At 64.1% G+C, this 13240-nt stretch carries 11 protein-coding genes and 1 pseudogene; 8 read left to right on the plus strand and 4 right to left on the minus strand.

Annotation, left to right across the window (positions count from 1 at the left end):
* The first annotated feature begins 147 nt into the window (after positions 1-147).
* Positions 148-1023 carry an EamA family transporter RarD gene (gene rarD, locus QCE64_RS06725; RefSeq protein ID WP_310003155.1) on the plus strand — a complete coding sequence of 292 codons (876 nt, stop codon included), beginning with the start codon at positions 148-150 and terminating at the stop codon, positions 1021-1023.
* 18 nt (positions 1024-1041) lie between these two features.
* On the opposite strand, the gene QCE64_RS06730 is transcribed toward rarD, so the two are convergent.
* Both QCE64_RS06730 and QCE64_RS06735 read right to left on the minus strand, forming a co-directional pair.
* Entirely contained in the window at positions 1042-2037 is a 996-nt protein-coding gene (locus QCE64_RS06730; protein WP_310003156.1) for an aldo/keto reductase, read from the minus strand.
* A 58-nt stretch (positions 2038-2095) separates the two neighbouring features.
* Positions 2096-3499, minus strand: coding sequence for a DHA2 family efflux MFS transporter permease subunit (locus tag QCE64_RS06735; RefSeq protein ID WP_309916108.1), 1404 nt, complete (start codon positions 3497-3499; stop codon positions 2096-2098).
* A 150-nt stretch (positions 3500-3649) separates the two neighbouring features.
* Between QCE64_RS06735 and QCE64_RS06740 the strand changes: the two genes are divergently transcribed.
* A complete protein-coding gene (locus QCE64_RS06740; RefSeq protein ID WP_309808284.1) occupies positions 3650-4510 on the plus strand; it encodes a LysR family transcriptional regulator in 861 nt (286 codons plus the stop codon).
* 188 nt (positions 4511-4698) lie between these two features.
* On the plus strand, positions 4699-6291 hold the full coding sequence (locus QCE64_RS06745) for a tannase/feruloyl esterase family alpha/beta hydrolase (protein ID WP_404987303.1): 1593 nt from the start codon (positions 4699-4701) through the stop codon (positions 6289-6291).
* A gap of 22 nt (positions 6292-6313) precedes the next feature.
* Here the strand turns inward: QCE64_RS06745 and QCE64_RS06750 are convergent, their stop codons facing one another.
* The gene (locus tag QCE64_RS06750; RefSeq protein WP_310003158.1) at positions 6314-6712 is read right to left on the minus strand and encodes a DUF2917 domain-containing protein; all 399 of its coding nucleotides are present in this window, start codon (positions 6710-6712) and stop codon (positions 6314-6316) included.
* Between the two features lie 311 nt (positions 6713-7023).
* Positions 7024-9021, minus strand: a complete 1998-nt coding sequence (locus tag QCE64_RS06755; protein ID WP_310003160.1) for a hypothetical protein — start codon at positions 9019-9021, stop codon at positions 7024-7026.
* A gap of 491 nt (positions 9022-9512) precedes the next feature.
* Between QCE64_RS06755 and QCE64_RS06760 the strand changes: the two genes are divergently transcribed.
* The 5 genes and pseudogenes from QCE64_RS06760 to QCE64_RS06775 all read left to right on the plus strand — a co-directional run.
* On the plus strand, positions 9513-9866 hold the full coding sequence (locus QCE64_RS06760; RefSeq protein ID WP_310003162.1) for a YciI family protein: 354 nt from the start codon (positions 9513-9515) through the stop codon (positions 9864-9866).
* Positions 9867-9980: 114 nt separating this feature from the next.
* Positions 9981-10379, plus strand: a complete 399-nt coding sequence (locus tag QCE64_RS06765; protein ID WP_309916123.1) for a VOC family protein — start codon at positions 9981-9983, stop codon at positions 10377-10379.
* Positions 10376-11674: an RNA polymerase sigma factor gene (locus QCE64_RS06770; protein WP_310003164.1), complete on the plus strand. Its 1299-nt coding sequence runs from the start codon at positions 10376-10378 to the stop codon at positions 11672-11674. The genes QCE64_RS06765 and QCE64_RS06770 overlap by 4 nt, the downstream gene beginning before the upstream one ends.
* 172 nt (positions 11675-11846) lie before the next feature.
* On the plus strand, positions 11847-12071 hold the full coding sequence (locus tag QCE64_RS37910; RefSeq protein WP_404987304.1) for a helix-turn-helix domain-containing protein: 225 nt from the start codon (positions 11847-11849) through the stop codon (positions 12069-12071).
* Positions 12037-12802 (plus strand): annotated as a pseudogene (locus QCE64_RS06775) (ISNCY family transposase); the annotation flags it as partial. The gene QCE64_RS37910 and the pseudogene QCE64_RS06775, both read left to right, overlap by 35 nt.
* Positions 12803-13240: the final 438 nt, after the last annotated feature.

Here is a 13240-nt window from a genome sequence, read left to right on the forward strand (position 1 = left end):
GGAATGATTTACTAAATCCGGCAAATGCTGCTGGAGCGCAAGCTTGCTTGTCGACTAAAATCCGGCTTCCAATCCTTGCGGATCGCTTTCCGTCCGACGGCAAGCCGACAGAACCGCTCGCTCCGCTTCCGCGCAACGCATCGAATCATGAATCCAGGCGTCATCTACGCATTCTCGGCCTTCGCCATCTGGGGGCTGTTTCCGATCTACTTCAAGGCGCTGCATTCCATTGGCGCGGTCGAGATGCTGGCGCACCGGATGACGTGGTCGATGCTCTTCCTGCTGGTCGTGATGACCCTACGCCGTCAATGGCGATGGCTGGGTCCGGTGCTGCGCGACAGGCGCCTGCTGGCGCGCTTCGCCGCCAGCGCCGTATTGCTGTCGGCGAACTGGGGCATTTATATCTGGGCGGTCAATGACGGCCGCATCGTGCAAGCGAGCCTCGGCTACTTCATCAATCCGCTCGTCAACGTGCTGTTCGGCATGGCCTTCCTGCATGAGCGGCTGCGGCCCGTGCAGTGGGTCGCCGTGACCGTCGCCGCGCTGGGCGTCGTGTGGCTCACCTGGGTGAACGGCGCGCCGCCGTGGATCAGCCTCGCGCTGGCGCTGACCTTCGGCGGCTATGGGCTGCTGCGCAAGACCGCTTCGCTCGGCGCGCTGGAGGGCTTGACGCTCGAAACCATGCTGCTCTGCCCCGTGGCGCTGTTGTATTTGTTCTTGCTGAACACGCATGGCGGCAGCGGCTTCGGGCAGGCATCAACCGGCGTGAAGCTTCTGCTTGCCGCGGCGGGCCCGGTCACCGCCGTGCCCTTGTTGCTGTTCGCGGCCGGCGCGCGGCGCATTCCGCTGTCGATGCTTGGCCTCATCCAGTACATCACGCCGACGCTGCAATTGCTGATCGGCGTCGCCATCTATCAGGAGTTTTTCGGCCGCGACCAGCTGATCGGCTATGGCGCGATCTGGGCCGCGCTCGCGTTGTACTCGCTGGAAGGCTTCTACCGGGCGCGCGCAGCCCGCCTGTGAACGCGCGCCGCGTGCGCTTCAGCGCAATGCATCGCCATAGCGATACTCGGCCGTCGCTTCATCGAGTCTGGCCTTGATGTCCGGATCGATAGGCTGATCGACGGCGGCAAGCGTTTCGGTCAGTTGCTCGGGCCGGCTCGCGCCGATGATCGCCGACGTCACCGCCGGATTCGCCAGCACCCACGCGAGCGCCGTGCTCGCGAGCGAGCGTCCGGTCGGTGCGACGATTCCGTTGATCGTCTCGATCGTGTGAAATTCGCGCTCGTGCCAGTAACGCTGCGTGTACATGGCGCCGGCCTTGCCGACGGTGTCGCTGAAACGGCCTTCGCCCGGCCCGGCGCCAAAACTGTGCTTGCCGGTCAGCAGACCGCCCGCGAGCGGGTTGTACGGAATCACGGCCAGACCTTCCTCCGTCGCGAGCGGCAGCAGTTCCCGCTCGATCTGGCGAAACAGCAGGTTATAGCGCGGCTGCACCGACACGAATCGCGCGCGCCGCCCGACATCCGCGCGCCCCAGCGCACGCGCCAGCCGATAAGCCAGAAAATTCGACACCCCGATATAGCGCGCCTTGCCTTGCCGCACGATGGTGTCGAGCGCTTCGAGCATTTCGTCGAGCGGGGTATCGCGGTCGTCGTTGTGCAGCTGGTAAAGATCGACGTAATCGGTGTTCAGGCGCTTGAGCGACGCGTCGATGGCATCGAGCAGATGCTTGCGCGACGCGCCCTGTTGCCACGCGCGCGGCCCCATCTCGTGAACCGCCTTGGTGGCGAGGATGAAGTCGTCGCGCCGTCCCTTCAGCCAGCGTCCGACGATCTCCTCGGTGCGGCCGGCGAGATCGTGGCTGCTGCCGAGCGGATAGACATTCGCCGTGTCGATGACATTGACGCCCGCCTCGGCGGCGCAGTCCATGATGCTGCGCGACACGTCCTCGCCGGTCTGGAGGCCGAAGGTCATCGTGCCGAGCGTAAGACGCGAGACGGTGAGCCCGGTGTTGCCGAATTTGCCGTATTGCACGGTGATGCTCCCGAAAATGGATGATCCGATCAGACCGACAGCTTAGCCCGTCCGACGCTCAGGCATTGCGGGCGCCGGCGCGGGGGGAAGGCGTCGCGGGCGGCGTGCCGCGCGGCGCCGCTTCGAGGCGGCGGAACACGAGGCACGACAGCAGCGTGACCATGCCCATGCACGCGAAACTCAGACGGAACCCGGTCGAGGTGGAGAACGGTCCCTGGAACACCTGCACGAGCGAGCCGCCGATCGACACGCCCAGGCCGATCGCCAGCATCTGCACCATCGAGAACAGGCTGTTGCCGCTGCCCGCGTCCTTGCTCGACAGGCCCTTGAGCGTGACGCTGTTCATCGCGGCGAACTGCATCGAATTGCATGCGCCGAACAGCGCAAGAATCGCGATTTCGACGGCGAGCGGCAGGGAAGGCGAGAACAGCGCGCACGCCATGATGGACGCGCCGACGAGCGCCGTGTTGACGAGCAGGAAGGTGTCGTAGCCGTAGCGCTTCACGAGCCCAGGGATCCAGCGTTTGCTGATGGTGCCGGCAATCGCGATGGGCAGCATCATCAGGCCCGAGTGCAGCGGACTGTAGCCGAGTTCGAGTTGCATCAGCAGCGGCAGCAGGAACGGCACGGCAGCGGAACCGATCCGGCAGACCAGGTTGCCCACCAGCCCGACGCTGAAGTTGCGCTCGCTGAACAGCCCGAGATGAAACAGCGGGTTGCGCTTGCGCCGTGCATATGGGATATACGCCAGCGCCGACACGACCGAGAGCGCGAACAGGGCCGCCGAGACGGCGCCGCGATGCGTATCGACAGGAGAATCCAGCGCCAGCGAGAACGACACCATGCACAGCGACAGCAATCCGCAGCCGACGAAGTCGAACGGCGGCACGTCGTGAACTGCGTCGTTCGGCAGAAAGCGCTGCACGGCGTAAATGCCGAGCGCGCCGATCGGCACGTTGATGAGGAAGATCCAGTGCCACGAGAAGGATTCGACGAACCAGCCGCCGAGCGTCGGGCCGAGAATCGGGCCGATCTGGCCGGCGACGGAAATCATCGCGAGCGCGGAGACGTAGGCTTCCCCCGACACCGCGCGCAGCACGGCCAGGCGTCCGATGGGCAGCAGCATCGACCCGCCGATTCCCTGCAGCACGCGCGCCAGGACCAGTTGATTGAGGGTGTGCGCGCTCGCGCAGGTGAGCGAGCCGATCACAAACAGCGCAATCGATACCGAATAGACCAGACGGGTGCCAAAGCGGTCCGCGAGCCAGCCGGAGGCGGGCGTCAGGAGCGCCATCGTCAGCGTATAGGCGACGACGATCGCCTGCATCGCGAGCGGCGCGGCATGAAGACTGCGGGCGATCGACGGCAGCGCCGTGTTCACGATGGTCGTGTCGAGCGTCTGCATGAAGAAGCCCACGGCGACGATCCATAAAAGCGCCGTGTGCGAAGACTGTCTGGTCATGTGGGGAGATGAGGCTGAAACGGCGCGTCATCGAAAGGGCGGCGAAAGGCCGCTTCCTGCGCGCACTGTGACATGTTAGTGAATCGGGGCGTCATCGGGAAGCCCGCTGGCCGCATTGACTGCAATCGGATTTGGCGATCACAATGGCGCATGCTCAATCCGGTCTGGCTGACAACTTTCGCGACAGTGGCCGCGTCGCACAGCTTCACCGACGCCGGGCGGCAACTCGGGCTGCGGCAGTCGAGCGTCTCGGAGCACATCCGGCGTCTGGAGGAAAGTGTCGGACGCCGGCTGTTCGTGCGGGACACGCATTCGCTGGCGCTCACCGCCGACGGCGAAGCCATGCTGATCCACGCCCGCGTCATCCTCGAGGCGATGGCGCACGCGCAGTCGCAGTTCAGTTCGCCGCGGCTGCGCGGGCGGGTGCGGCTGGGTTCATCGGACGATCTGGCGCTCGGGCCGCTGCCCAGCGTGCTCGCCGCATTCCGGGATACGCATCCTGATGTCGAGCTGGAAATCACCATCGGCATGACGGGCAGGCTTTATCAAATGGTCGATGCCGGTGAACTGGATCTCGCGGTCGGCAAGCGGCGCCTCGGCGACCCGCGCGGCACGCGGCTGTTTTCCGGGCGCCTGGAATGGCTTGCGAAGACCGGCACGGTCGTGGACACGAGCCAGCCGCTGCCGCTGATCCTGGTGGCGGAACCGAGCGTCACGCGCGGACTTGTGCTCGACACGCTCGCCATGACGGGCGCGAGCTGGCAGATGGTCTGCACCAGCAGCAGTCACGCGGGATGCATTGCGGCTGCGCGCGGCGGGCTCGGACTGACCGTCCGCTCGCACTTTCTGGCGGCGCGCGGTCTGGCGCCGCCGGTGAACCGCACGGAGTTGCCCGTTTTGCCGGAAGTGGAATTCATCGTGTTCGGCTCGAAACATCCGAGCCGTCCGGCCGAAACCTTGCTACAGCTTCTGCAGGACAGCGACCTGCGCGGGAAATGGGATGGCGAATGAGCAGATGACCAGCACAAGGCAGCGGCAAGTGGGTGATGCCCTTGTCACGACCCGCCGTCCCGGATGGCCGGCGACAATTTGTTCTTATATAGTGTGCGGCGTTTGACGTAGCCCTCCACGACGTGTTCCGCCTTATACGCTCTCTTTGTTCCGCTCCGTGGCGCCTGCGCGCCTGCCTCGCGACGATCATGCTCGCGGCCTTCGGTCACGCGCATGCCGCGGCCTATGTGACGAAGCATTGCGATGATCTCGAGGGCAAGCACGTCCCTGCATCGATCATCGGTCTGCCGACGCGCGGCGCGACCATCGTGTCGGCGTGGGTCGTGAAGGCGGCGGCGCCGGGCAACCGCAACGGCGAATACTGCCGCATCACCGGTTTCATCAAGGCGCTGCAGGACACGACACCGGACATCCGCTTCGAAGTGAACCTGCCGAGCCGCTGGAATGGCCGCGCATTGCAGATGGGCGGCGGCGGCTACAACGGGACCATTGTGTCCGGCACCGAGCCGATGCCGTTCGCGCCCGATTCCACGCCTCTGGCGCGCGGCTATGCGACCTTCGGCTCGGACTCGGGGCACGTGGGCAACTCGGGGCGCGCGGACTTCGCAATCAACGATGAGGCGATCGTCAATTTCGGCTTCGGGCATCTGAAGAAAACCCGCGACGTGGCGCTCGCACTGATCCAGATGGGCTATGGCCGCACACCGGAAAAAACCTATTTCGCGGGAGGCTCGACGGGCGGCCGCGAAGGCTTCACGGTGATCGAGCGCTTCCCGAACGACTATGACGGCGTCATCGCCAACGCGCCCGCGATCAACTTCTCGGGCGTGCGGCTGATGGGCGTGAAGGTCGGACAATCGTCGTATGCGAAGCCTGGTGGTTTCGTCGGACTGGCGCAGCAGCGGCGCGTGTTCGAGACCGTCGTACACGAATGCGACAAGCTCGACGGCGCCGCGGATGGCATCGTCAGCAATGTCGAGGCATGCAGGAAACTGGAGCCGCAGATCATTGCGTCATTGCGCTGCACGAACGGGCAGCGCCCGTCCCTGCGCGACAGCTGTCTGTCCGATGCGCAGATCGACACGCTCGAAACCTTGCGCGACGGACTCACGCTGCCCTATGCGCTGGCCTATAACGTGGTCCGGTATCCCGGCTACAACGTGTTCCAGGGCGTCGATTTCACGAGCGCGCTCGGCCTCGGCGATTCGCCTACGTTGCTCAGTCCGCCGACCTTCGCCGCGAACGGCTACCTGTTCGCGCAAGGCGATGCCTATATCCGTTACTTCGTCACGCGCGATCTGTCCTTCAGCGGGCTTGCGTTCGATCTCGACAATCCGGGCCGCTTCAAGCAGCGTCTGACGACGCTCGCCTACACGGTCGGCGCGATGAATCCGGACTTCTCCGCGTTCATCGCGCACGGCGGCAAGCTGATTGCGATGCACGGCCTTTCTGACGAAGTCATCAGCCCGAACCAGACCATCGCGTTCTATCGCGACCTGATCGAGCATTATGGCCGCGATACCGTCGAATCCTTCATGCGGCTCTACATGGTCCCGGGCTTTCAGCACGGCAATGGCGTGTTCATTCCGGCATGGGACGAACTCGGCGCGCTGGACGAATGGGTGAGCAACGGCGTCGCGCCGGAGACGCTCGTCGGCAGCGACATCGCGCCGGCCACCAATGGCCGGACGCGCCCGATATGCCGTTATCCGAACTATCCGCGTTACATGGGGAAGGGCAGCATCAACAGCGCGGCGAGCTTCCGTTGCGTCGAGCCTTGAAGGGCTCAGGCGAGTATGCGCTTTATGACGCGTTCACCGGGCCTGTTGCGATGCGCGGCCAGATTTTCGCGAGCCAGCGCGCGGCGCGTCCGTGCATGACGCCGCGATACGAGGTCAGCGATACCTCGACCGCGTGTGCGCTTTCCGTTGATAGCCAGACACGCTCGCCACGCGACAGGCGCACGACATCGCCTGCCTTCAGCCAGTAATCGTAGGGATCCTGATGACGCGTGAGCCACACCGATGCAGAGGCGACGCGCAGTTCGGCGTCGCGCGACAGACGCCATGACACCGTCCGGTGCGGATCAACCTCGATGAAGACCACGATGCGCGTCCCGGACGATCCGGCCGCGCCGATGCGGCCCGACGCGACACCGTGGCCGACGCCCTGACATGCGGAATCCTGCGACAACTCTTCCATGCTGCTCTCCAGTGAGTGAGCCGGAGACGGGAGCCTTGCACGCAAAAACAAGAAGGCCCCGTCTTGCGGCGGGGCCTTCGGAACTCATTGCTGCCTTGTGTTTGCTCTTTCGCTAGCGCACACGCTGTTCCGTAGACCCGCCACGAATGGCGTTCATACGGTTTTTAATCGCAGCGGTGAGGAGCGTGAGGGCGGCGTGCATGAGTTGCAGTATCGTGTGGCGCAAGCTGACTTGTCAACCGTCGCGATGACAGCCACATCAAAGAACCCGGAGCAGGCCAGGCCTGCTCCGGGTTCGAGACACCGCCGACTTACATGCCGGTGTAGCCCTGCGGTCGCGTGCTGTTGCGCTTCGCGACATCCGCATTGGTCGAGACGACATATTGCGGCGACTCGGTCAGCGTCAGCGTGACTGCACCGTTCGAATACGGCACGCTCGATACGTTGCCCATCGCGTCGATCAACTGCACCGTGCCGCTGGAGCCGGCGGCATCGACATTGAGCTTGTAGCTGGTGCTGTACGTGCTGCTGAAGCTGCCGTTGGACGCGGGCCATACCGAGTTGTTATGCGTCCACAATGCGGTGATCACGCGGCCGTTGTTCAGCTGCTGGAACGAGTACGCATACACGCCGGACGGCAGGCTGCTCACCGGACCGAGGGTCGTGGTGCCGTCGAGCACGCGGGTCATCGTGGCGACTTCCATCGCGGCCGGCTTCGGGCTGATGTTGGTCGTGCCGAACTCGGCCTGCGGATGATCGAGGTCGAAGAACGTGCCATAGCCCGCCTCGCCCGGGAAGTCCGGGCCGAAGAACACGTAGGTCTGGTCCGCGCCTTCGCCCAGCAGGATCAGATGCGTGCGCGCAACCACGGCGCCCTGCGCGAACAGGATGTTCGGCGTCGGGTAGTTCGGGCCGTAGCTCGAACCCACGTCATAACTGATGCCCGTTTCCGTGACGAACAGCTTCATGTTCGGCTTGTAGTCCTTCGCCATTTCCGCGCGCAGGTTGCGCATTTCGTTGAGCAGCGAGTTGGCGGCGTCGGCGGGATTCGGGTCGGTGTGATGACGCTCCGGCGGATGCGAGGGCGACGTGCCCGCGTCGTAGTAACCGTGCGTGGCGATGCCGTCGAGATACTGCGCCAGACCGAGCGGCGCCAGACGCTTCAGGCGGTCGGTCGTCAGCGACGGGAACGGCTCGGCCGGACCCATCACGACCGCGTGCGGATCGCCGGCATGCAGCCCTTCGTACGTGCGCTGATACAGCGCGACGAAGTTCTTGTCCGTGTCCTTCCACTGGATGTACGGCTCCCACGTGACCTGGTAGTAGTTCGCCGACATCGTCGGGTAGTACTTCGCGCGGATCGCTTCGGTTTCCTGGCCGACGCGTGTCATGTAGTCACGGTAGTAGCCGAGATCGTTCGGGATATAGCCGTAGTCCGGATTCAGGCCGTGCATGCTGGCCCAGCCCGGCAGGCCGTCGAGACGCACGAGACGCATGACCTTGCCCGACGTGTAGAACGGGTCGAGGTTGTTGGCGGTCGGCTTGAACGTGTAGCGGCCATTCGGCTCCATCACGTTCATCTGGCGGTCGTCGATGGTCGAGGTGATGCCGAGCGCCGACAGCATCGTGCCGTTGTCGTTGAAGCCCTGCATCCCGAAGCGGTGCTGCTCCTGCTTCGCATACGTGACGGCGGGAATCGCGCCGGAGACGTCCGGGATCACGCCGAAGGTCGCGATGCCGTTCGGCCGCGTGCCCGAGGTCTGCACCTGGCCGCCGCCGTTGGCGAGCGTCGCCGACACGGCGAAGTAACCGGCGAGGTTCGAGCTGCAGGTGAGGGTGGTCGTCGTGGCCGCGGCGGGCGCCGCGAAGCTGCCGCTCGCGACCGTCTTGCCGAGCGCGTCGGCGATGGTCCACTTGAGCGTATCGGCCGAGCCGGGGCGCGTGGTGATCGCCACCTTGAACCTGGTATTGATCGCGAACATGCGCGAGCCGTCGGAGCCCGGTGTGTCGACAGTGATCTGGCCGCTGCCGCCCGATGCCGATGAAACCGCAGGAGAAGCACACGTGAGACGCAGATTGGCGGCCGCGTTGGCGACGGCTTGCGCGGTCACGGCGGCATCGCTCGCGAGCGCGGCGTTCGCCGCTGCGGTGCCGGAAGCGCCGGCCGCCGCGCTGCCGGATGCACTGGCGCTTGCCGCGCCGGCCGTGCCGGCTGCGCTGGTCGAAGCAGGCGAGTTGCCGTCACCGCCGCCGCCACAGGCAGCGAGCGCCAGCGCGAGCGTCGAAAGCAGGAAAGGATTCTTGATCATCGTGTCATACGCACAGGAACCGGACGCGCAACAGTGCGCTCCCGGCGATGCCAGCGGCATCGGGAGTTGTTGACGGAAAGGCAGGGAAAGGCACGAAGCCATCCGGCCAGAGCGGAGCGGCGCGCCGCGCTAATCGGTTCGAACGCCGACGTCCGGAGTCGGGACGCAAACGTCCGCTTCGCTTGTCGAACGACAGGCGAAGAATGATGCGGACGAAACGACCGGGAATGCGCCGGGCGCTGCCAGGCGTACAGCAGGTTCGCTGGCAGAAACGCACACTGGACACAGTGCGCGCGCGAACATTGGTAAGACATGCTTCGGATCGAATCCTACTAGGAAAGACTCGTTACAGTGAGTAATAGCGAGTAATGACTTGTAACGTATGATTAATAAGTTAATCATCACAAGAAACGCGCGGCCCCGTCTGTCTTGCCGATGCGCGCCGGACGGTTTAAGTTGGACCCCACTAAAAAAATTTTCAGGAGGACGTCGTGGCATACCTGTTACTCATCGTCGAACCCGTTGAACAGCGTGGCCAGCGCAGCCAGGAGGAGGGGCGGGAAGCCTATCGGCAAATGGTCGAGTTCGCCGACGGCCTCAAGGCCCGCGGCGTGTTGCGGGCAGTGGAATCGCTGACTTCGCAGAAGGAGGCGGCACGCGTGTCGACGGCGCATGGCGATACGCGGGTGGTCGACGGGCCGTTCGCGGAAGCGAAGGAAATGATTGGCGGCTTCTTTCTGCTCGACTGCGAAACACAAGACGAGGCTGTTGCCATTGCCAACGAATGTCCCGCTGCTGCGTGGTGCACGGTCGAAGTACGCAAAACCGGGCCCTGCTATTTTTGACCGGGTGTTTTCCCGCATCCAGTCAATTTTTTCGATAGCACCCATGTCGATTCTGACGCGCACGGTTCGTCGTGGTGATTGAACGGCCGCGCTTTCAATCTGGAGACCCACACGATGCACAAGCAGATTTTCGTGAACCTGCCGGTCCGCGATCTCAAACGATCGATGACGTTTTTCAAGGCGCTCGGTTTGAGCTTCGACGCGACCTTCACCAACGACGATGCCGCGTGTCTCGTGATCGGCGAAAACATCTACGCCATGCTGCTCGTGGAAAGTTTCTTCAAGACGTTCACGGAGAAGCCCATCGTCGATGCGAGCACGAGCACCGAAGTGCTGGTGTGCCTGTCATGCGAAAGCCGGGCGGAGGTGGACGAACTGGTGGCGAAGGCGCTGGCCGCGGGCGGTCGGGCGCCGCGCGAGCCGCAGGATCACGGCTTCATGTATGGCCACGGCTTCGAGGATCTCGACGGACACATCTGGGAACTGGTGCACATGAACCCGGAAGCCGCGTGAGCGGGCCGGACAAGCGCGGCGCGGTCGCGGACGATGCGGCCCGGCGCGCCATCGACGCGGTGTGGCGCATCGAGTCGGCGAAGGTGATTGCGAGCGTGGCGCGCGTGGTGCGCGACGTCGCGCTCGCCGAGGAACTGGCGCAGGATGCGTTCGTCGCGGCGCTGGAGCACTGGAGCGAGACGGGCGTGCCGGAGAAACCGGGGGCATGGCTCATGACGACAGCGAAGAACAAGGCGCTCGACCGGTTGCGGCAGCATGCGTTGCACGCACGCAAGCACGAGGAATATGGACACGATCTCGAGGCGCACGAGGGCTACGTCACGCCCGATTTCGTCGATGCGCTCGGCGCCGCGCGCGAGGACGACATCGGCGACGACCTGCTGCGGCTCATTTTCACGGCATGTCATCCGGTGTTGTCCGTCGATGCCCGGGCGGCCTTGACCTTGCGGCTGATCGGCGGCCTGACGACCGATGAGATCGCGCGGGCGTTCCTGGTCCCGGAGCCGACGATCGCGCAGCGCATCGTGCGGGCGAAGCGCACGTTGTCGGCGGCGCGGGTGCCGTTCGAGGTGCCGCAGGCGGATGCGCGTGCGGCGCGTCTTGGCTCGGTACTGGAAGTGCTTTATCTGATCTTCAATGAAGGCTACTCGGCGACCGCTGGCGACGACTGGATGCGGCCGGCGCTGTGCGAGGATGCGCTGCGGCTCGGTCGGATACTTGCCGGGCTGATGCCGGATGAGAGTGAGGTTCACGGCCTGGTCGCGTTGATGGAGATCCAGGCGTCGCGGACCCGGGCGCGCGTCGATGGCCAGGGCCGTCCCGTGTTGTTGCCTGAACAGGACCGCAGTCGCTGGGATCCGTTGCTGATCCGGCGCGGGCTCGCTGCCTTGAAGCGCGCCGAAACGCTGGGCGGCGCGCGGGGCGTGTATGCGTTGCAGGCGGCGTTGGCGGCATGTCATGCGCGGGCACCGACAGCCGCGGACACGGACTGGGCGATGATCGTCGCGCTATACGATGTGCTGTTGCAGACGGCGCCGACGCCGGTCGTCGAACTGAATCGCGCGGTGGCCGTGAGCATGGCGTACGGCGCCGCCGAAGCGCTGCCGCTCGTGGATGCGTTGTGTGATGCGCCGGCGTTGAAGCATTATCAGTGGCTGCCCAGCGTGCGGGCGGATTTGCTGGCGCGGCTTGGGCGCAGAGACGAAGCACGTTTGGAGTTCGAGCGCGCGGCGGCGTTGGCGAAGAACGCCCGGGAGCGGGCGTTCCTGTTGGGGCGAGCGCGGGAAATGGAGTGATGGATGTGGCTTCGGGCCAAACTTGAAGCCGAATTTTTAATTTAACATAAGACAAAATATCTCATTTTCGAGTGTAGGTCCTAATTTCAAATGTCGTGTTCTGGCTATTTACAGATGTCGGGTTTTAAACGAGCGGCAAGCTGGTGGCTGGGTCGTCCAGCGGGAGCAAGCGATGTCACCGAACCCAACTGTGAGTTTGACCATGCGCGAATGGGACAGGCTGAAGGTGATCGAGGCGGTCGTGCAGACGGGACTCAAGCCCGGCCGTGCGGCTGAGCGACTGGGTCTGACGGTACGGCGGATCGAGCGGCTGGTGACGCGGTATCGCGAGTACGGGCCGCTTGGCGTGGCCTCGGGCAGGCGTGGTCGGCCGGGCTTTGGCGCGCGAGAAGCTTGATGAGTGTCACGGCATAAAGCTGGCCAAGCAGACCGTGCGGCATCTGATGATCGACGCAGGACTATGGGTGCCGCACCGCCAACCGTCTCCCAAGATCTATCAGCCGCGTGCGCGCCGCGCGTGTCTGGGTGAGTTGATCCAGATCGATGGCTGCGAGCATCGCTGGTTCGAGGACCGTGCGCCGCAGTGCACGCTGTTGGTGTACGTGGACGATGCGATCAGTCGTCTGATGCAATTGCACTTCACGGTCACAGAATCGACTTTCGCCTTTTTCGAGGCCACGCGCACGTACGTTGAGCGCTATGACAAGCCTGGGGCCTTCTACAGCGACAAGTTCATGGTGTTTCGCAATGCCACGGCGGGCGGCACTGGCCACAGCACGACGCAATTCGGCCGGGCCATGTTCGAGCTCAATATCGACACGTTCTGCGCCAATTCGAGTTCGGCCAAGGGACGCGTGGAGCGCGCGCATCTGACCTTGCAGGATCGGCTTGGTCAAGGAATTGCATCTACGTGGCATTAGCACGGTGGCTCGCGCCAATGCGTATGCGCCCTGCTTCATGGCCGATTACAACGCGCGCTTTGCCAGGCTGCCCAGGAGCGACTTTGATGCACACCGACCGGTACGAGACGACGAGAATCTGGTGCATGCGTTGACTTGACGCGAGCCGCGCAAAGTCGCCAAGGCGTTGACGATACAGTACGACCGCGTGCTGTATCTCCTGGCGGATGTCCCGGAGAATGTTAGCGCTTTTTAGGCGTGTAGCTTATAGCGACAAGGCCGGCGTCTTAGACGGGCCTTGTACGAGCTAAACGTTGACGTGCTCTGTGCCAACACGAGCCAGGCCAAGGGGCACGTGAAGCGCGCCGACTGGACATTACAAGACCGGCTGCTCAAGACGCTTCGACTATGTGGCATCGGCACATGAGAGGAAGCCAATGCATATGCGCCCTCCTTCATCGCTGATTCCAATCGCCACCCTGGCCGGCCGCCCAGAAGCGAGCACGATGCGCATCGACCGGTGCGCGACGAAAGAGATCTCCGCCGGCGCTCGAAGCGTCTCGGCGGGTGCAGATCAAACGTGATGGTCGTCGTGCTTGCAATGCACCTTCGCGTACGCATCACGGCAAACAGGTTCGAGCCTTGGATACAAGGCAGACGTGCCACA

Origin of the sequence: Caballeronia sp. LZ043, from assembly GCF_031451075.1 — a bacterium.
Classification (GTDB): Bacteria; Pseudomonadota; Gammaproteobacteria; order Burkholderiales; family Burkholderiaceae; genus Caballeronia.

Bases quoted from the DNA above. Each gene is read 5' to 3' on its own strand.
- rarD (WP_310003155.1), top strand. From the start codon at position 148: ATGAATCCAGGCGTCATCTACGCATTCTCGGCCTTCGCCATCTGGGGG.
- QCE64_RS06735 (WP_309916108.1), bottom strand. From the start codon at position 3,499: ATGACCAGACAGTCTTCGCACACGGCGCTTTTATGGATCGTCGCCGTG.
- QCE64_RS06740 (WP_309808284.1), top strand. From the start codon at position 3,650: ATGCTCAATCCGGTCTGGCTGACAACTTTCGCGACAGTGGCCGCGTCG.
- QCE64_RS06745 (WP_404987303.1), top strand. From the start codon at position 4,699: ATGCTCGCGGCCTTCGGTCACGCGCATGCCGCGGCCTATGTGACGAAG.
- QCE64_RS06750 (WP_310003158.1), bottom strand. From the start codon at position 6,712: ATGGAAGAGTTGTCGCAGGATTCCGCATGTCAGGGCGTCGGCCACGGT.
- QCE64_RS06755 (WP_310003160.1), bottom strand. From the start codon at position 9,021: ATGATCAAGAATCCTTTCCTGCTTTCGACGCTCGCGCTGGCGCTCGCT.
- QCE64_RS06765 (WP_309916123.1), top strand. From the start codon at position 9,981: ATGCACAAGCAGATTTTCGTGAACCTGCCGGTCCGCGATCTCAAACGA.
- QCE64_RS37910 (WP_404987304.1), top strand. From the start codon at position 11,847: ATGTCACCGAACCCAACTGTGAGTTTGACCATGCGCGAATGGGACAGG.